The organism is Pseudoalteromonas sp. B131b (genome assembly GCF_037162545.1).
GTDB lineage: Bacteria > Pseudomonadota > Gammaproteobacteria > Enterobacterales > Alteromonadaceae > Pseudoalteromonas > Pseudoalteromonas fuliginea.
Map to the genome: position 1 here is coordinate 2,772,451 of NZ_JARLUZ010000001.1, position 20,012 is coordinate 2,792,462.

The 20,012-nt window shown below is 37.1% G+C and carries 18 protein-coding genes, 1 tRNA gene and 1 pseudogene; 17 read left to right on the forward strand and 3 right to left on the reverse strand.

What is annotated here, in order from left to right; genetic code table 11:
• Nucleotides 1-65 precede the first annotated feature (65 nt).
• From P4S65_RS12835 to P4S65_RS12855, 5 genes are all read left to right on the forward strand, one after another.
• On the forward strand, nt 66-614 hold the full coding sequence (locus P4S65_RS12835; protein ID WP_008136700.1) for an NAD(P)H nitroreductase: 549 nt from the start codon (nt 66-68) through the stop codon (nt 612-614).
• Between the two features lie 203 nt (nt 615-817).
• On the forward strand, nt 818-1,195 hold the full coding sequence (locus tag P4S65_RS12840; protein WP_007378058.1) for a hypothetical protein: 378 nt from the start codon (nt 818-820) through the stop codon (nt 1,193-1,195).
• 96 nt (nt 1,196-1,291) lie between these two features.
• A tRNA-Ser gene (locus tag P4S65_RS12845) sits at nt 1,292-1,382 on the forward strand.
• Between the two features lie 50 nt (nt 1,383-1,432).
• Nucleotides 1,433-1,816, forward strand: a complete 384-nt coding sequence (locus P4S65_RS12850) for a hypothetical protein (protein ID WP_337120301.1) — start codon at nt 1,433-1,435, stop codon at nt 1,814-1,816.
• 69 nt (nt 1,817-1,885) lie between these two features.
• On the forward strand, nt 1,886-2,506 hold the full coding sequence (locus P4S65_RS12855) for an FKBP-type peptidyl-prolyl cis-trans isomerase (RefSeq protein ID WP_007378060.1): 621 nt from the start codon (nt 1,886-1,888) through the stop codon (nt 2,504-2,506).
• 362 nt (nt 2,507-2,868) lie between these two features.
• Here the strand turns inward: P4S65_RS12855 and P4S65_RS12860 are convergent, their stop codons facing one another.
• Nucleotides 2,869-5,250, reverse strand: coding sequence for a TonB-dependent receptor (locus P4S65_RS12860; RefSeq protein WP_033029387.1), 2,382 nt, complete (start codon nt 5,248-5,250; stop codon nt 2,869-2,871).
• 611 nt (nt 5,251-5,861) lie between these two features.
• Between P4S65_RS12860 and P4S65_RS12865 the strand changes: the two genes are divergently transcribed.
• From P4S65_RS12865 to P4S65_RS12890, 6 genes and pseudogenes are all read left to right on the forward strand, one after another.
• A complete protein-coding gene (locus tag P4S65_RS12865; protein WP_442961881.1) occupies nt 5,862-8,009 on the forward strand; it encodes an agarase in 2,148 nt (715 codons plus the stop codon).
• Nucleotides 8,010-8,207: 198 nt separating this feature from the next.
• Nucleotides 8,208-8,993, forward strand: coding sequence for an SMP-30/gluconolactonase/LRE family protein (locus tag P4S65_RS12870; protein WP_337120302.1), 786 nt, complete (start codon nt 8,208-8,210; stop codon nt 8,991-8,993).
• A 291-nt stretch (nt 8,994-9,284) separates the two neighbouring features.
• Complete coding sequence (locus P4S65_RS12875) at nt 9,285-10,394, forward strand: mandelate racemase/muconate lactonizing enzyme family protein (protein WP_007378064.1); 1,110 nt, start codon at nt 9,285-9,287, stop codon at nt 10,392-10,394.
• A gap of 528 nt (nt 10,395-10,922) precedes the next feature.
• Nucleotides 10,923-12,094, forward strand: a pseudogene (locus P4S65_RS12880) (cytochrome P450).
• 60 nt (nt 12,095-12,154) lie between these two features.
• Nucleotides 12,155-12,463 (forward strand): 2Fe-2S iron-sulfur cluster-binding protein, encoded by a 309-nt coding sequence (locus tag P4S65_RS12885; protein ID WP_007378067.1) that lies wholly within the window; start codon nt 12,155-12,157, stop codon nt 12,461-12,463.
• 16 nt (nt 12,464-12,479) lie between these two features.
• Entirely contained in the window at nt 12,480-13,757 is a 1,278-nt protein-coding gene (locus P4S65_RS12890) for an NAD(P)/FAD-dependent oxidoreductase (protein ID WP_337120303.1), read from the forward strand.
• On the opposite strand, the gene P4S65_RS12895 is transcribed toward P4S65_RS12890, so the two are convergent.
• A complete protein-coding gene (locus P4S65_RS12895; protein ID WP_442961882.1) occupies nt 13,743-14,492 on the reverse strand; it encodes a helix-turn-helix transcriptional regulator in 750 nt (249 codons plus the stop codon). The genes P4S65_RS12890 and P4S65_RS12895 overlap by 15 nt on opposite strands.
• A gap of 141 nt (nt 14,493-14,633) precedes the next feature.
• Here P4S65_RS12895 and P4S65_RS12900 point away from each other — a divergent pair, with 141 nt between their 5' ends.
• The 4 genes from P4S65_RS12900 to P4S65_RS12915 all read left to right on the forward strand — a co-directional run bounded on the left by P4S65_RS12900 (nt 14,634) and on the right by P4S65_RS12915 (nt 17,623).
• Nucleotides 14,634-15,743, forward strand: coding sequence for a Zn-dependent alcohol dehydrogenase (locus P4S65_RS12900; RefSeq protein ID WP_007378070.1), 1,110 nt, complete (start codon nt 14,634-14,636; stop codon nt 15,741-15,743).
• Between the two features lie 11 nt (nt 15,744-15,754).
• Nucleotides 15,755-16,573, forward strand: a complete 819-nt coding sequence (locus P4S65_RS12905; RefSeq protein ID WP_008136679.1) for an alpha/beta hydrolase — start codon at nt 15,755-15,757, stop codon at nt 16,571-16,573.
• Nucleotides 16,574-16,754: 181 nt separating this feature from the next.
• Entirely contained in the window at nt 16,755-16,976 is a 222-nt protein-coding gene (locus P4S65_RS12910; protein WP_337120305.1) for a hypothetical protein, read from the forward strand.
• Between the two features lie 38 nt (nt 16,977-17,014).
• Nucleotides 17,015-17,623 carry a hypothetical protein gene (locus P4S65_RS12915; RefSeq protein ID WP_337120757.1) on the forward strand — a complete coding sequence of 203 codons (609 nt, stop codon included), beginning with the start codon at nt 17,015-17,017 and terminating at the stop codon, nt 17,621-17,623.
• Nucleotides 17,624-18,089: 466 nt separating this feature from the next.
• On the opposite strand, the gene P4S65_RS12920 is transcribed toward P4S65_RS12915, so the two are convergent.
• Nucleotides 18,090-18,476 (reverse strand): YkgJ family cysteine cluster protein, encoded by a 387-nt coding sequence (locus P4S65_RS12920; RefSeq protein ID WP_033029369.1) that lies wholly within the window; start codon nt 18,474-18,476, stop codon nt 18,090-18,092.
• Nucleotides 18,477-18,757: 281 nt separating this feature from the next.
• Between P4S65_RS12920 and P4S65_RS12925 the strand changes: the two genes are divergently transcribed.
• Complete coding sequence (locus P4S65_RS12925) at nt 18,758-18,937, forward strand: hypothetical protein (RefSeq protein WP_007378075.1); 180 nt, start codon at nt 18,758-18,760, stop codon at nt 18,935-18,937.
• Between the two features lie 199 nt (nt 18,938-19,136).
• Nucleotides 19,137-19,565, forward strand: a complete 429-nt coding sequence (locus P4S65_RS12930) for a hypothetical protein (RefSeq protein WP_007378076.1) — start codon at nt 19,137-19,139, stop codon at nt 19,563-19,565.
• Nucleotides 19,566-20,012 lie beyond the last annotated feature (447 nt).

A 20,012-nucleotide genomic window follows, 5' to 3' on the forward strand; every position in this document is an offset into this window, starting at 1 on the left:
TTTCAATATTTATTTTTTCAGCATTAAAATGTTACCCTAACGTTTTTAATTTTAAGGAAATAGCTGTGAACGCAATCGAGCTTCTACTTACCCGTCAATCTGATCCAAAATTAACTGATCCCGCGCCAAATGAGGAACAACTTGCAATTATTCAGCAAGCAGCATTACGTGTTCCTGATCATGGCTGTATAGCCCCTTGGCAGTTTATTATTGCCCAGGGTGATGCGCGTCATAAATTAGGCGAAATTTATCATCAAAGTGCAGTGACAGAGCTACAAGAAGAAAAAGTAATTAATCGTGCTAAAGAGCTTCCATTGCGTGCACCTATGATTATTATTGCGATTGCAAAATACCAAGAACACCCAAAAGTCCCTCGAATAGAGCAAATACAAAGTGCAGGATGCAGTGTATTGGCAATGCAACAAGCCGCATTTGCACAAGGTTTAGGTGGCGTTTGGCGTACGGGGTATTTTGCACAAAGTCAGGCTGTTAAAAAGGCACTTAATTTGCAAGAACACGATGAAATAGTGGGCTATTTATATATAGGTACGCCGACTGTAGATTGCAAAAAATCGGCTCGCCATAAACCTGAAAATTATTTTAGTTATTTGTAAAATAGTATGAACTTTTCCTAATTCTAATAGTCTTAAATCATTAATGTTGTATATTGCTTAGAGAAAAAATTAATGGTTCGGCTGTGAGAAGTGCTTGGAAGCATAAAGTATAATAATTCTTCTTCAGTTTGTTTTTTAATCGGTTGTTTTTTGATAATGTATGGAAAGTCTTAATAAAAATAACGATAAAGAAGACGAAAACGATGGGTAATTTATTTTTACGTGAAAAAGAAAACTGGTTAGCATGGTCAATCTGGGGTGTTTTGGGAGCTCTTGTCACACTCTATGTTGCTATGAGTACTAATATAGCGCATTTTGCGGCAGGTTCGGCTATTGGTGTATTAGTAATATTAACTTGGTGGATGCAACAATCTAAACGATTTGATTTTGGTCGGGCATTTAAAATATGTTGCTATGTATTAATGTTAAGTCTATTACCCACCCTTATCCTTGTTGTGATACCCAGTGGTGATTTAAATCAATTTGATATGATTTTTCAAAGCATAACGCTATTTGCACTGAGTTTGTTAGCATGTTTGATTTGTTCGTTTATTGCACGAAGACCAAAGCAGTATTACTAACAAGTAGATTATTAATAAATATATTTAATTTTTTACTCACTAGAGTGTATTAGTTCTTTACAAACAATGCATTTCACTCTATTATCCGCGCCGTACGGAGAGATGGCAGAGTGGTCGAATGCACCGGTCTTGAAAACCGGCATGGGTTTATAGCCCATCTAGGGTTCAAATCCCTATCTCTCCACCATTATTTAAAAAACCGCCTTATTGGCGGTTTTTTGCTATGTGGAACTAAAAATGACAAAACAAATTCAATCAATCCCACAATTACTAATTAAACATACTTTACTATGGACGGTATTTGGTTACTGCTATCAAAGTGCTATTAGCTTATTAGTAAAAATGGCTATAGACGCTCAACCAGAATACCCATTAATTACCGCTTTAATTTATGGTGTTGGTTTTAATGTTTTAGCTGCCCATCTTATTACTAAATACGATAAGCATTGGCCAGTTATTGGCTCTGTTTTTATCGGTTGTATAGGGCTGCTTGTCGTGCCATTTTTACTGTTTGGCGAATCAGGATTACTAACAATGCCTCTACTTGTTGGAATTTTATTCAGTTTGCCGCTTTGCAGTTATATTGTTGGCCTAATTAAGCTAAAACTCAGCAAAAACTAGCCCCAAACGCGGTTTATTTTGTGATAGCATAGTGGCGTCTTTTAACTAACAAAACGTGAAAAACACATTATGTCAGATAATTTTACTACAGATGCTGAAAAAGCAAGTTACGGTATTGGCTTACAAATGGGTGAGCAACTTAAGTCTAATCCTTTTGAAGGCTTAAACCTAAATTCAGTATTTGAAGGCATGAAAGATGCGTACGCTGGTAGCGCATTTCAAGTTGAGATCCCTGAGATCCAAGCTGCATTTGAAAAAATCAACGAAGAGATTCAAGCTCGTCGTGAAGAAGAGTCTAAAGTACTTTCTGCAGAAGGTATTTCATTCTTAGAAGAAAACGCAAAACGTCCTGAAATCACAGTAACTGAGTCTGGTCTTCAATACGAAGTACTAGCAACTGGCGAAGGCGAAAAGCCAACAGCTGAGTCTACAGTACGTGTTGATTACCACGGTACACTTATTAACGGTACTGTATTTGATAGCTCATACGAGCGCGGTGAACCAGCTGAATTTCCAGTTGGTGGCGTGATCAAAGGCTGGACTGAAGCATTACAAATGATGCCTGTAGGTACTAAATGGCGTATCTACGTTCCTCATGAGCTTGCTTATGGTGAACGTGGCGCAGGTGCTGCAATCGCACCTTTCTCAACGCTTGTATTTGACGTTGAACTACACGAAATCATTTCTTAATTTAAATAAATTTTAAAATTAAGAGTTTAAAAAGCCGTATTCGATCTGAATACGGCTTTTTTGTATCTGTAATCTAAGCGTTTTATACCAATTCGATTAATTAAGTGGTCTATTTTGCGCTAAGAAAATTGTGTCCATAACAAGGCAAAAATTTCTTTAATTAATTGTTATCACTAATTGCTCCTGCATTGCTCTACCTCCTACATCCATGCAGTCGTATATCAGAATTTTTTACACAGTTAGAGTAAGATTTAATCCCTTAAATTGATTAACTATTATTACGGATATATATTCTAACAATAAAAAAACCGCATTAATAAAATGCGGTTTATAAATATATAAGCTAAAACGATTTTTAATTATTAAAAATAACCACGAACACCAAAGCGAAAGTTTCTGCCTGGAAGTGGGGCGGTATCTTTAATAAAAGAGGTATGCACAAAGCCTAACTCGTCAGTAATATTATCTACATTTAGATAAAGTTGTGCATCTATTGCGCCTAATCCTAATTGGTAGTTAGCCTGTGCATCGAATAATGTATAACCATCTGTTTTAGTTTCAAAGGCCGTTATATCACTTTGATCAAAGTAATGCGTGCCAGTAAGTGTCAACTGTAAATCACCTAAAGTGTATTGCAATTCAGAACCTAACTTATTAGCTGGAATACGCGGTAAATTACCTTCATCGTCTTTTAATTTAGCGCGAGTCGAGTCGCCAAATACTTTTACCATAGCGCTTGGTGTTATTTGGTAATGTGCATCAAACTCAATTCCATAAAGCTCAGCGTCTTTACTTGTGAACTGATAAACGGCAACGGCATCGTCATGGGCACCAATAGCTGATTCTAAACCATCCTCTTCGTCAAATACTAATCCTGTATTTTCTTGAAAGTAAAAGTTTTTAATATCGTTATAGAAAAAGTTAACGGTATAACCAAAATCGCCACTAAAACGTCTAAAACTTAAATCTAAGTTTGTTGAGGTTTCTTGTTTAATATTTTCTGGTTCGAAATGTGCTTCATTACCTTCAATGTTATACCCAAGACCTAGCTCATACGTACCAGTGGCAATGTGTAAGCCATTGGATAATAATTCAGCAGAGAGTGGTGCACGTTCTGAATGAGAAATACTCGTCGCAATACTATGGCCTGGTTTGTATTGCCAAATAGCGCCAGCAGATACACTTACATTAGTAAAACTTTTGCTGTAACCGATTGTTTCTTCATCGTCATGGTCATCTTCAACTTCGTCGTGATCATGGCCGTGTTCAACTTCTGAAATTTGGCTTTTTATTTTATAATCTTCAACACGTGCGCCCAGCTCTACTGTCACATCACCAAATTCACGTTCTTCTAATAAATACACAGCGTTAGTTGTTGTTACGCTCGCTGGTGTAAATGCTTCTTCACCAATAGCATCGTAATCAGAATCACTGTAATGATAACCAACCATACCGTGCCAATCAGCAAATTTATGCTCTACATTTAAACGTGCTTCTGTCGTTTTATTTGTAAAGGTTGTACCAATTGCACCGTCTTCAATTTCGCTATGCGAATAATCAGTGTAGCCAACACGTAATTTGATTGTTTCAATCCAGTTATTATGCAGTGCGTAACTTACAAGTCCTTGCCAGCGGTCTTGCTCTAAATGAGCATAAACTGGGTCTTCAGCCGTTTCATCTTCATGCTCAGCATGCTCTTCTTCAGTTTCGTCTTCGTGATCATGCTCGTGATGATGTTCATGCCCCGGAATACCGTAATCAGTTTCTATATTGCCATATGAAAAACCAACCGTTAAGTGCTCCCCAACATAGCTAGTACCAAAGTTAACTGTTTCACTATCGATAAAGGTATTTTCTACTGAGTTTTCAATTTCTACATCGCCATCTTCATCTGAGATAGTAAAAGTCGGTGTTTGATAATCATCACCTGTACGTTTTGTACCATCAAAATGAAAATTAAAATTGTTATAACCGCTTTCTAATTTTGCAGCATATGTATTAGCGTTTGATACAGTGTCGTGACTGTATTCTGCCGCGCCCGTTAGTTCATCAATGTTACTAGTAGGAATGCGGTTATCTACTACATTTACTACACCACCAATCGCACCCGAGCCATAAAGTAGGGTACTTGGGCCGCGTAATACTTCTATCTGCTCTGCGGCTAAACTATCGCTTGATGTTGCGTGGTCTGGACCAATACGCGACGCATCACTGCTATCTAAACCATTTTGCATGATTTTAACGCGAGGGCCACCTAAGCCACGAATAATAGGGCTTGAAGAAACAGGGCCAAAGTAGCTGGCGTTAACACCTGGCAAACCCTTTAGCGTTTCACCAAGTGTAGGTTTAGATTTATTTCTAAGCTCATCACCAGATAAAACACTCACTGGAGAAATCATTTCTAGACTATTTTTATGAAGCGCTGAGGCATACACAACAACAGTTTCTACCGAGGTTGGTTTAAGAGAAACGGTTACATTGTTAGATAAACCTGTAACATCTATTCGAGAATCAATGTAATTATTTTTACTTATATGCAGTTGGCTTGCTGTATCAACTTCAATAGAGAATTCGCCAAGCTCATTACTTTTTACGCCTTGTGTCTTACCATGTATATGAATAGTCGCATTTTGAATTGGTTGATTTTTATTATCTGTTACTTTGCCATTAATTGTGGCAGCAAGTACTGAATGAGAACATAAAACAGAAAAAATAGCGGAGGAGATTAATGTTAGCTTTGTCATGGATATATTGGTTCGCGGTTATTATGTTGTGATATAATATAACACCGAGAAATAAACGAATCAACAATGTTATACCATAACTTTTATTTTTGCGTTAAATAGGCTAAAAACACCGATAAACAGTTTTATGAACAATCAAGTATCTATAAATGTAGTCAGTACATTTAATTAATTCGCCTAAAATTATTTATACTTAAATCATATAAACTAATTCATTTCAACAATAAAAAATAAATAAGATATTGTTTATTATGAATTTATAAAATTATTTTCGAACTTTTTATAATCAGAGTATATCTTTAGATTTGCCGTTATTGTTAACAGTTAATTGTTTTGTTTTCAGTGTTGTGTAATTATCCTGCCTAGTTTTAAATGCTTTTAGCTTTGCTACTTTAAAGCTCGCTATTAAACCAACACAATAATAGGCTCAACATGAATCACATACCTAAAGACGTAAGATTGACACTAATGCTTTGCTGTTTAGTAGGACTTGCAGGGTGTAATAATGGAAAAATATCAGAAAAAAACCGAACAATACAGTCGTTGATTTTAAGAAACAGCTTGTTATTTTTGATTTCGAAAAAAACAATTACAGCGATAATATAAATACCATTAATGCTTCTACTAAACTTGTTGAGCAAAGTGGCAATCATAAATTACAAGTAAATCTATACTCTAAATCACACACCGAAAGCGATTTTGAGTTCGTTAATCCACAAGGTTGGGATTGGCAAGCTATTGGTAACTTTGCCCTTGCGATTGATATTCAAAATCCTAATAGCGCATCCACCCATATTTATGTGAAAACTACCGATAAGTCAGGCAAGTCACAAACACGCAGTGTCGTTGTACCCGGGCACTCAGAAAACACTTATTACATCGAGCTTAAAGGCGCTAACCTTAATATAAACTCAGGCATTCGCTCAAATCCACCCAGTTGGCATAGCGGTTATACACCTATTATTTATAGGGGTGGGCAAAAAAATATAGATGTAAGCAGCATTGTAAAGGTGTCGCTTGGTGTAAAGGGTTTACTTGAAGATAAACGTTTTTTAATTGATAACTTACGCTTGATAAAACCAACTAATTTTGATGTAAATTACCTCAAAGGGTTGGTGGATGAATTTGGACAGAATGCAAAGTTAAACTTTATTAACAAGGTTACGTCAACTGAGCAGCTATTAGTTATCTCACAAAAGGAACAAGCTCAGCTGCAAGCACAACCACTGCAAGGGCGCTCTAAGTTTAGCGGCTGGAAAAATGGCCCGCAATTAAAGGCTACAGGGTATTTTAGAACCGAAAAATACAAAGGTAAATGGAGTTTAGTTGACCCAGAAGGTTATCTGTATTTTTCGACCGGTATCGATAACGTCCGCATGGCAAACACCTCAACGATTACTGGCTACGATTTTGATCAAAGTTATATTAAACAACGCGAAGCTGGCGACTTAACACCCGAAGACTCACTTGGATTAAACCCAGCGCCTGTAGCTGCTTGGCCAACACGTTATCAAAGCTCAAAGCTCAGAGCTGAGATGTTTAACTGGCTACCAAAACAGGACGATCCCCTTGCCGATAATTATGGCTACAGACGCGAAGTACACAGTGGAGCAGTTAAAAAAGGCGAAACGTTTAGCTTTTATCGCGCGAACTTAGAGCGAAAGTATCAGACACATAACAACAATGAATTAATGAAACAATGGCAAAAAACAACCGTTAATCGTATGTTGTCGTGGGGTTTTACATCGTTTGGTAACTGGATAGAAGAGCAGTATTACCATACTAAAAAATTACCTTATTTTGCTAATGCATGGATCATTGGTAACTTTAAAACAGTAAGCAGCGGTAACGATTATTGGAGCCCACTACCAGATCCATTCGATCCTTTATTTGTTGAGCGCGCCGATGTAACACTTGCAAAAGTAGCTCAGCAAGTAAAAAACAGTCCATGGTGTGTTGGAGTGTTTATTGATAACGAAAAAAGCTGGGGCATGATGAATTCAGATACCACACGTTACGGCATTGCCATTAATACACTTAAAAATAATGCCAAAAATAGTCCAACTAAAGCTGAATTTGTACTTTTAATGAAAAATAAATACAGCAAAATAAGTAAATTAAATAAAGCATGGAATACAACACTCTCATCGTGGGATGAGTTTGCAGAGGGAGTGACTTTAACGCAGTTTAACGATCACGTTAATACCGATTTATCAGCGATGTTGTTCCATTATGCTAATCAGTATTTTGCAGTGGTGGATGAAGCAATTACAAAACACTTACCAAATCAGTTAAATATGGGAGCGCGTTTTGCCGATTGGGGAATGACTCCTGAAATTAGAGCCGCCAGTGCAGCTCACGTTGATGTAATGAGTTACAATTATTATCGAGAAGGCTTAAACCAAGAGTTTTGGGAGTTTTTGTCGGATATAGATATGCCAAGTATTATTGGCGAGTTTCATAATGGAGCTCTTGATTCGGGTCTGCTAAACCCTGGACTAATACATACTCAATCGCAGCAAGAGCGCGGATCAAAATACCAAAATTATATGAATAGCGTAATTGATAACCCTTATTTTGTCGGCGCGCATTGGTTTCAATATATAGACTCACCTTTAACAGGGCGTGCATACGATGGCGAAAACTACAATGTGGGTTTCGTAAATGTGGCTGATATTCCTTACGAACCACTCGTTAATGCAGCTAAAAATGTGAATAAATCTTTATATGAGCGCAGGTACCGCAATGATAAAAATTAAACACATTATTAACGTTCTAACTGCTTTGTATTTAAGTGCTTTTGGTTTAACGGGGATAGCATTAGCCGAACCAACCAAAAAACTATTGTATGAGCAGGGGCCGTATCAAATATTTAATGAACAAGCGCTTGAGGTACTCAACTTAAAGATGCCATTGCAAATACTTGCCTCTGGGTATGAATGGCTAGAGGGACCCGTGTGGGTAAATCAAGGGGGTATTTGTTATATTCTGATATACCTAATCATCAAGTATATAAATACACGCCAGGTAAAGGTGTTAGCCTATATCTAGCGCAAAGCGGCTACTCAAATGGCTTATTGGTTAATGCACAAAACGAGCTTGTTCTTTTGCAATCTCGCTCTCGTGTTGTATCTAAAATGAAAGCGCCTTTAAGCGCCCCAAAATCTGATTACTTACCTATAGTAAGTCACTTTAATGGTCAAAAGTTTAATAGTCCAAATGATGGTGCATTTAATAACAAAGGCACACTTTATTTTAGTGATCCACCTTATGGACTTCCTAAGCAGCTAAATGACGAAAATAAAGAGTTAAGTTTTCAAGGTGTGTATTCGGTTAAAGATACAGGAGAAATAACGTTATTAGACGACGAATTAATTTATCCTAATGGTGTTGCGTTGTCGAATGATAACAAAATTTTGTATGTAGCTGCATCGAATGAAAATAAACCCGCTTGGTACCAGTATTATTTAAATAGCAATGGAGGTGTTATTAGCAAATCACTGTTTTATCAGCTGCCACCAATTGCAAAGCACGGCAAAGGATTACCTGATGGTTTAAAAGTACATAAAAGCGGGATTATCTTTGCTACAGGACCCAATGGTTTATGGCTATTTAATAAAAAGGCTGAACTATTAGCTAAAATTACCACGCCAAATATGAGTGCTAATTTGGCATTTAATACTCAACAGAACCGTGTTTATATAACCGCGCATACACAGTTATTAGCGCTTGATTTAAAGTGAAAATCAATTGTAAGCCCTTTGAATTGTAGTGTTAATTGTTAATATTTGTTGGGTTGTTTATATGGGGCAACAAGGTGATACTTTTATATCTGTTAAACAGATCCGGCTCAAGTAAATATACCTTCAGTAAACTGCAAATTTATTTTTGACATTTTGCAGTTTAAAACAATTATCTTTAAAAAGTCTCACAAGTTAATTTCATTTTATTAATGACATGACCTTTACAATAATTCAATCGTGTTGTAAATTGTTAACAATGAACAGTGTTATGTGAACTAATTCGGTGGTTTAATGAAAGTATCATCACAAACAATAAAAAGTGTAAAAGTAGAGTATTACCAAATTCCGCTAGCTGAAGTATTAAGTGATGCTAAACATGGCGATCACACTCACTTTGAAATTATTGCATTACATATAATGACCCATGACGGCTTTGAAGGTATGGGTTACACCTATACTGGTGGAAAAGGTGGACGTGCAATTTATTCACTCCTTAATGACGAAATTAAACCGGGGTTAATTAACCAAGATTCAACGTCAATTATGGCAATCTGGGATAAGTTACAGTGGGATCTACATTATGTAGGCCGTGGTGGTTTACTTAGTTTTGCTATTTCAGCAGTTGATATAGCGCTGTGGGACATTAAATGTAAACGTTTAAATGCACCCTTATGGCAAGTTGCTGGGGGCAGTAGTGATAACACAAAATGTTATGCAGGTGGAATAGATTTAAACTTTAGTGAGCAAAAACTACTTGATAATATTGGTGGTTATTTAAATCGTGGTTTTAACGCCGTAAAAATTAAAGTGGGTAAACCAGATTTTAAAGAAGACATAGAACGTGTAGCTGCAGTACGCAATTTAATTGGTAATGACAAAATACTCATGGTCGATGCTAATTACTCGATGAGTGTGGAGCAAGCAATTCGCTTTGCAAAATCGATTGAAAAATATGATATTACATGGTTTGAAGAGCCCACCATACCAGATGATTACAAAGGTTTTGCTCGCATAGCACAAGCAACCTCAATACCGCTTGCCATGGGCGAAAATTTACACACACTGCATGAGTTTGGCTATGCAATTGACCAAGCTAAATTGGGTTTTTTACAACCAGATGCATCAAATATTGGTGGTATAACAGGGTGGTTACATGTAGCCAGTATGGCATATACCCATAACTTACCTATTTGCAGTCATGGTATGCATGAACTGCATGTATCACTACTGGCATCTCAGCCACATGCTGGTTTTTTAGAGGTTCATTCTTTTCCTATTGATGAATACACAACGCGTCCTTTAAAACTTGAAAACGGCAAAGCGTGCGCGCCAGATATAATAGGTACAGGTGTCGAGTTTGACCCACAACTCGTTAAACCACATTTAGTTAAGCACTCCTAGTAAAAAATAAACGAGTCGTTGTGCGGCCACAAGAGCAGTGAAGTGATTATTTAACAAGGAGTGATGAATAATCCATCATAAATTAAATCTTATGTGCATTGCCCTTGTGGGCGCCTTTATAAAAATAGTTACATTACTTACAGTGCAAGCTGTTGATATTAAATCCACTATAATAGGAGTATTTAACGTTAAAAAATTGTTTTCTAAAGAGGCAATATTTTATATTTAATTATTCAGAGATTTATCTGAATTGGCATTTACCACAACCCAAATTGCAAAGTAAGTGGTAAAGCTTTAGATTGCTATAAAGTAATGCACTCTTTGCTGAATAAGCAATACAAATTAAATTAGTTAGTAACTCTCACATCCCCACTAAAAGCCAACATAAACTGTTGGCTTTTTTATGCTTTTAAATTGTATTAAAAAGCATGAAACTACCATTTTTAAGCAAAATGCGTGTATTTCCATCATAAAGTTGCCCTTAATATGTTGTATATAAATTCATTTATTACAGTGTTAGGTTTTATTATGACGTCAAAAATAATAGGTGTGAGCGATTTCCCTGATGCATTTTTAACAAAACGCACAGCAAGTGGCATGGGACAAATGGACGATCAAAACGATCCCGTCAATATGATATTAGGTCTAAAAGATGTACGTAAAGCGGCGCATAATTGTGCTGTTTTTCAATCAGGAGCTAAACCAGGGCGTATTGTAATTCCATCAGAAGTCGCAATACGTGAAACACGTCAAATCCCATTTGAAGTAGACCCACCTGAGCACGGCGGTTTTCGTGAACTATTAAATCCATGGTTTAAGCGTCCATTAGATGAGGGTTACCAAGCGCGCTTACAAGCTATTATTGATGAAACAATAGACAATGCCTTCAAAGCCGAGTCGTTAGATGTGGTGTCACAATTTGCACTTCCGCTGCAATCTAAAGCGTTAACGCTGTTACTTAATACCTCAATGGATAAAGCACAAACATGGATAGATTGGGGTACGCACGTATTTAGAAGTGAAGATAGTGACCTTGATAGCGATAAAGCCAATATTCTATACGATTACATTGATGAGCAAATAGAAAACGCCATTGCAATCCCGGGTGATGATTTATATTCAGTGCTTTTAAATTCAGAGGCGAACGGTAAAAAGCTGAGTAAAGAAGAAGTAAAAGGTGTGATGATCCTGACCTTTGCAGGGGGCGCGACACCGTTATAAACGCGATCACAAACTCTATTGCCTACTTTAGCGAAAACATCTGTGATTTAAAGCGTATTGATGATGAGCCTGAAATATTAAACAGGGCCGTAGAAGAACTCATTCGCTATTTTTCGCCGCTTACGCAAATGGGCCGCGTCGCTACGCAAGACACAAGCGTATGTGAGCACGCTATAAAAGCCGACACACGAGTTTCGTTATGTTGGGCGTCGGCTAATCGCGATGAAAAGGTATTCAAAGATCCCAACAATGTCGACTTCGACCGAAAAGTTAACCCGCATATTAGTTTTGGTTTTAGTCATCACAATTGTTTGGGCGCAACGCATGCTCGCCAAATTCTACGTCAACTAGTGTTATCACTTGCTAATAAAGTTGCTCGAATAGAGACAATAAAAGCAGATGAAAATATTGAAAAACTAGGTGAGTTTTCAAGAAAGGTAGGCTTTAACAGTCTGCACGTTAGCTTTAAATCAAAATAAAAACACCGTACAAAATAGTTAAATAAATACAGTAACAAGTAAAAGTAGAGGATTAATACGATGGCGAAAGTAATATTTATAACCAAAACAAACGATGCAGTTGAAGTTGAGGGCGACAGTGGCTCGCTAATGGAACTAGCATCAGCAAATGGTGTTACTGGTATTGATGGTGATTGTGGCGGTGTATGTTCGTGTGCAACGTGTCATATTTACTTAACACCGGATGACTTTAAAAAAGTAGGTACACCCGATGAGATAGAAAGCGACATGCTAGAGCTGGACGATAACGTAACGCAATACAGCCGTTTATGTTGCCAAATTGAGGTGTCTGACAATATTGATGGCATGACCTTCAGAGTAGCCAATTAAAAGCGGGTACAGCATTATGCAAAACACACATACAGAACCAAATCTACTTGAGCAAAGCGTGGTGGCTATTGGCGCAAGCCATGGCGGGGTTAACTTTGCTTTTACCCTTCGCCAGCAAGGTTGGCTGGGTAAAATTACGTTACTCGACAGCGATCCAGAGCTGCCATATCATCGGCCACCTTTGTCTAAAAAAACGTTGCAATCGGATGATGTAAAATCGACTCCATTAAAAGTAGAAAAAGCTTATACCGATAGCAATATAGATTTATGCTTGGGCCAGCGTGTTACTGCAATTAATAAACAAAGTAAAACAATTACGCTGAAATGTGGAAAGCAAATAGCCTTTCATAAATTAGTGATAGCGACAGGATGTTCGCCCTTTATTCCGCCTATTAAAGGGCTTATTGATACCGTTGACGATAAAGGGAATGCACAATATTTTGCGATGCGAACACACGCAGATGCAGTGGCAATAAAAACAGCACTCAATAAAAGTAATGATAAACAGGTAGTCATTATTGGTGGCGGCTACATTGGCCTTGAGTCGGCGTCATCGTTTATAAAGTTAGGTGCAAAAGTAACGGTAATTGAAAAGCAACAAAGCATACTCTCGCGTGTTACATCAGCTGTTATGTCTGACTTTTTAACTCAATTGCACATAAGCAAAGGGGTAGATTTGCAAACAGCAAAAGATGTTGTACAAATAAAGCACACAGCTAATAAACATTATGTTGTATGCAGTGATGGCACTCAATATCCCGCCGATTTTATTTTAGTGGGCGTTGGGGTAAGGCTTAATACCGAGCTTGCAGTGACTGCAGAGTTAGCGCTCGAACAAGGTATCAAAGTAAATAATGTATGCCAAACTTCACACCCTGATATTTTTTCTATCGGCGACTGTACCTCACACTTTAATAAAATTTATCAGAGATGGATAAGACTTGAATCGGTTCAAAATGCCGTAGAACAAGCTAAAACAGCTGCACAGTTTTTAGCAAAAAATAGTGAACCGGTTCCTGCTTTACCTTGGTTTTGGTCAGATCAATACGAGTACAAACTACAGATAGTGGGTTTATCACAAGGGTATAACGAAATTGTCGTACGCGAAGAGTCACCGGAACAATTTTCGCTTTGGTATTTTAATAACGACACATTGTTGTGTGTAGAAGCGGTTAATCATGCTAAAGCCTACGTACTTGGTACACAGGCTATAAAGCAAAATATAAAGGTTAATAAGCGGATATTAAGTGATTTAGCAACACCGCTTGCAAAGCAACACCTACTTGAGACGTAGCTGCTGGCGATACTGGTGAGGGGTAACTTTAAAATGGTGCTTAAACTGCTTAATAAAATACGACGGGCTGGAGAAACTCAAGTCGTAAGAAATATCAGTTACCGAGGCATCACTTTGCCCAAGTAGTCGTGCGGCATTATATAGCTTGTGCTGAATAAGGTAGTCGGAGTACGGCACTCTAAAATGCTTTTTAAATACTCGTGAAAAATACGAAGGTGATAAATAACAAAGTGCTGCGGCTTGCTCTAGCGAAAGATTGAGGCCATTTTTTGTTTTTAGCTCATTAACAACGGGTGTTAACTTTTTAAAGCTAGCTGAACCACTCAACGGTTTTTGCTGGTTAGATAAACTACTTTTACCGTATTCGCACACCATGGTTATTAAACTATTAAACAGTTGTTTGCAGGTTTTACTTTTTGGGTTTTCGTTAAACTCGCTCAACATCCATGCGAGTAGTTTATGGATTCTTTTTTGTAGTTCAACGCTAAATGTTAGATGTAAACCGGTTTTCAATAGATCTAAAAACTCTTGTAGGGCTGGGTCGTTAAGGCGCTCAGGCATAAACTGCACAATATACCAAGATTTAGGACGTGGGTTTAAAGCAAAATCATGCGTTTCCATTGCAGGCGTAAAAACGGCCTCAAAATCAGACAGAGTTGATTCACCCTGATGGTAAAAATACGTGCCATAAATTTGTTCAAAAAATATAAATTCGTGCACCTGATGAAAGTGCATAAAACATGAATAGCTATCGTGCTGAAGATAACTTACATGATGAATTTCGAAATCGTAACCGTCTTTTATACAAAACGGTTCACAGTAAATTGTCGGTTGCTTCATAACATAATACTTATATTTAGAGACTTAGGAGTCTACATGTACAAGGCAAAAGCTGCAATTGCAGATGGAAAAGGCGGTTTTTTCTTCGATACCGTTAATGTCGGAAAACCAAGTACTGGCGAAGTGAAAATTAAAATAAAAGCCTCAGGTATTTGTCATACCGATTGGGATTCAATTAAAACATGGAATAAAAAATTTATCATTGGTCATGAAGGCGCAGGAACCGTTGTTGAGTTGGGCGAAGGTGTAACGGAATTTACTATTGGCGATAAAGTAATACTAAATTGGGCAATTCCGTGTGGTGAGTGTTTCCAGTGCCAAGAGGGTAATTTACACATTTGTGAAGTAAATAGCCCCGTAACTGGCAATGGTTTATGCGGACACGCAGGTAAACAAGCGTGTGAGCATAATGGCAATAGCTTAGAGCGCTCATTTCATTTAGGTACGATGAGCGAATACACCGTCGTTAAAGCTGCTGCAGTTATAAAAATACACAGTGACATTCCTTTTCCAAGTGCAAGTATTGTTGGTTGCGGTGTAATGACCGGTTACGGATCAGTGGTTAATGCCGCTAAAGTAAAAGCAGGTTCGTCAGTAGCCGTATTAGGCTGTGGAGGCGTAGGACTAAATGCAATACAAGGGGCTGCAATTTCAGGCGCCGCTAAAATAATAGCAATTGATTTGTCACCGGAGCGATTAACACAAGCTAAAGCATTTGGTGCTACACATACCGTACTTGCTAAAAAGTATGACCCTGATTTAGTTCATATGATAAACGAAGTTAAAGCGCTAACAAATAGTCGCGGAGCCGATTATGCCTTTGAGTGTACAGCAGTGCCGGCACTTGGTTCAGCGCCATTAGCATTAATACGCAGCGCGGGCGTTGCGGTGCAAGTGAGTGGCATTGAGCAAAAAATAGATTTTGATTGCGAACTATTTGAGTGGGATAAAATTTATATAAATCCGCTCTACGGGCAATGTAATCCTAAGCGCGACTTTGCTCAAATACTAGACCTTTATGACGCAAAAAAGCTCAAGCTCGATGAGCTAGTCACAAAAACTTACTCGTTAGATGAGTTACAAACAGGCTTTGACGACATGCTAGCAGGGCGTATCGCTAAAGGTGTCGTCGTGTTTGATGATTAAAGGAGCATAAAATGGCAATTCATCGTTTAGAGGTATCAAATAACTGTTACACCGCTGATAACTTTGTAACGCTAACCGCGTATAGCAGTCACTTAAAAGGGCGAGGTGATATAAGCATTTACCAAGAAGCAACCAGTAATAAAAATGTACCTATAATTGTATTACTGCATGGTGTGTATGGTAGCCACTGGGTGTGGAGCCAGCTAGGGGGCGTACATAAAGTGTATCAGCAGCTTCGCAGCAGTGGCCTTAACGAGTTTGTATTAGTGATGCCATCAGATGGCGCACACGCCGAGGGCAGCGGGTATTTGCCACTTAAAAATGCAGATTATGAAGCATGGATAGTTGATGATGTGATTAGCGCTGTTATTCAAACTCAACCAATGTGCTCGAGCTCATCAAATATTTATATTACGGGCCTTTCAATGGGAGGGTATGGAGCATTATGTTTAGGTGCAAAGCATCCAACTATTTTTAGCGGTATATCAGCGCATTCATCAATTACTGAGCTTGACGACTTTAATCTCTTTGTTGATGAACACACTCTAAAGCCACTAAAAAAAACCACTGATAAGTACAAAGGCGACGTGTTTAAAACATTGATCGCGAATAAAAAGACATTACCGCCACTGCGATTTGATTGCGGAAAAGACGATGTACTTTTTAGTGCTAATACTGCGCTTGCAAAAAAGCTAGTTGATGAAAATGTTCCTCATACGTTCGATATTTTTGCAGGCACCCATTGCTGGGAGTATTGGCACGAACATGTAGCTAAGACTATGATCTTTTTTGCTCAATTAGAAAGCAAAACTCACACACAATTAAAATAAGGAGATAACACATGAAAGTCATTAGCTCACTTTTAATTGCATTTGCATGTACTGCATCATGCAATTTAGTCGCGCAGCCAGAAGTATCCGTAAATTTAAACGTAAAGCGAAGTATTGACGGCCTATCAACCTTTGATAGAAGCAAATACATTGTTATGCATTCGATGCTAACAACAACCGATTGGAAGGGGAAGAAGATAAGCTTGACTACTTACTTAACGACCTTGATGTGTACTTTGGTCGCGATAATGGTTCTATGCCGTATTACGCGACTCAAGTTGAGCAAAACTCAAATAACCTAGGGTACGCAAGCCCTGAGAGTATCGCTGCTTATGGCAAAACTGCTCGCGAAGATTATTATGGTAAAACGTTGTCGAAGCTTCAAATGAAGCCGACTTATTAGTAGATAGTTACGTAAACAAGAACAAAGCATATGTAATTATCAGTAATTTAGAAACAAGTGCTAATAGCGCCTTGCTAAATTTAACAGAGCTACCAAGCAATCCGATTAATAACATTAAAATTAAGCACTTGCACTTTGCTAATGGTGAGCCAACACTTATAGCAACATCACAAAATATTGGTGTAAAAAATGAGTTACCAAAAAGCATTAACATAGGCGCAGAAGCCACAGTAATTATTGAATATACGTTCAGCAACAATATAAAAATTACTGCTAAGTCTGACGAGCATAAATACTATGCAACAACCTACAAACAGCCAATTAAAGCCAATACAGCGCTTAAATTTAACATTAACAATGTAAAAACAAGTGAATATGGTAAAGGTATATTGCGTTTAAGTTTTGGTAGAGAGCATGATTTAGCTCAACAATCTATCGTTAAAGTAAATGGCACTTTAGTTACTGTACCAACCGATTATGCCGGTGATGAGCAAGTATTTCGCCCACAAGTATTTAGCATGCTAGAAATCAAAGTTCCAAACGAGCTGTTAAAAACCAATAATACGATATTAGTTACATACCCAGATGATGGCGGATTTGTTAGTAGCGTGACGCTTCAAGCGTTTGAGTACAGTGATGATATTTAATTTAAAAAACTAACTATTTGTTATGTTATAAAAAGCAAGGTCACTAATTATTAGTGGCCTTAGTTGTCACAGAAGTCTTATTCAATTTTAAAAATAGATGGCATAATTCGTATGCATTAGTGATTGATCTTTATGTGTATTATATTTACTTGTGCTATTGGCCGAAAAGAAAACAGATGCTTTAATGGTCGGCGGAAGCTTATGTTATGTCTATCCCGCACTACTTGTTTATGAGGTACCAATATCAATTTTATTAAAAAAATTTAATGTTTTTAATTTACCTATGGTTCTTTTAGCGAGTGTAATCCCATTTATTGTAATTATTTCAATAGGTTGGATTGAACCTGTAGGGCCTTTTTTTAATTTGCTTTGGCTCTATTGTAGTTGCTATAGGTTGTTGGTATACAGATTTACTCTTTTTTAAAAATAAAAACTAACCAATAACCTGTTGCAGTTTAAAAGAGAATTATCGACTATCAATCATAAGTATATCGAGTTTATGTTGAGCTCTGGTTTGATTCTTTATGTCGATAGGTTCAATCATCTCGCATTCGTCTCTGATCATTTCAGGAATGAGGCTAGGGTAGTGGCGACAGTCCTCTGGGCGGTCGAGATAAATACTGCAGGTGTACATGTTTTTAGCCAAGGGATCTTTTTTAGGCGCAATTTCTAAAAAAGGGCATGCATCTAGTCTCAATCCTGTTTTTGGGTCAAACCAAATTTCGTCGTTTTTCACGTATTCGTAGATTTCGGGGTTAAAAAGCTCCCATAAATCAATTTCTTCTTTTGATGCGCTTAAATCGCCACCACCGTATTTAATACAGCACTTACCGCATTGATTACATTGTTTCATAATTTGCTAATTGAATTGGTTGTCAACGAGTTTAAGTTAGCTGTGAGTGTAGCACTGAATTTATTATTCGCTGTTTGCTTAATTAAAAAACCATCCCTTTAATTTGTGTGTACACAGTAGTTACGGTATTAATCTAGATGCAAAATCCCTTGTTACATTTTATATAGTGCAAACATTATTTAATGGTTTACTCTAAAGGTAGTTAAAAATGTTATGAAATCAGTTTGAGTAACTTGTGGCTGTTACAATTACTGTACAAAAATATTTGATCAGGAATTATCATGAAAGAAGCTGTTTCAAAGTTAAAAACAGAATTTAATGCAAAGTTATTGTATTGGAACAATCTTAAAAGTAACAAAGCTAAAGCGCTAATTCTCTTATTGTTTATAGCTGTTATTGCGCTTAAGGTATTTACAACCATATTTACCTTCGATTGGCTTGCGAGTTTATTTCGCATTTAAGGTTACAAGCAATAATTTCGGTAAAATTTTAATCACAAAGTGTTTAACGCCTACCCGATGTTTATTATTAATGTATTATTACGCTATAGACCAAATTAAATAAATCAGTTGTTAAAACATGTTTTGTAATGGCTGAATGCTATATTTTGGCTAAATTGAGTGAGTAATTGAGTTTAGCTGCATTAAAAGGTAACACGTAATGATGAACACAAAAGTATACAAAGCGGTACACGACTTAGCAGAAGAACTAATGACGGCTGCTAATAAAAATGATCGTGAAAAGTTTGAGTCTTTATTTGCTCAATTAAAAGCTATTTGTATGGAAAACGAAAATACGTCTAAAGATCACCCAGTGCAATGGGAAACCCTAGCTGATTTTACCGAAGAGCTAGAAGAAGCGATCACCACTTATGAAAAAGCGTTAGAGAAGTCAATTGCAATTAATAACAAAGATCATATGTCATCGGTTGCTTTTTCAATGGCTACGTTACAGTTAGAAATAGGTCAAAAAGACGAAGCGATTAAAAACTTACAAAACGCTAAAGTTAGTGCTAATAAAATTGAAGACAAAGAGCTTAAAGCTGAAATACATGACTTACTAGAGTCACTTATTGAAGAGGAAGGTTAAGTATTTAAAAGTATAATTAGCCCCCATTAAATGTGATTTTTGTGGACTTAACTTGATATTAATAACGCGCTGGTGGTTTATACCCTCAGCGCTTTTTTATGTTTACTATAAATGACAAAAAGAAATGCTTTATTTTTGAGCCAGTTTACTCATAAAGTTTATATTTATTAATCAGCCTGTTACTTATTAAATTCTATTCAGCAAATCTATAGATTACTTTTTATGAGTGAGTCCCACTAAAATAAGTTAACCAATGTGGTCATGAGTCATCTTCCTTTTGAATGAATAACAACAAATTGTTAACACTGAAAAACGTCTGAAATAATTAGAATGTAATTAAAAGTCACACATAAAATATTTTTTATCAAATGCTTGGGTTCTGGTTTGGCTAAAAACCAAGCATGCTGCAGCAAATTCAATCTCAAAAAGTTAACACTCTCTAAATAC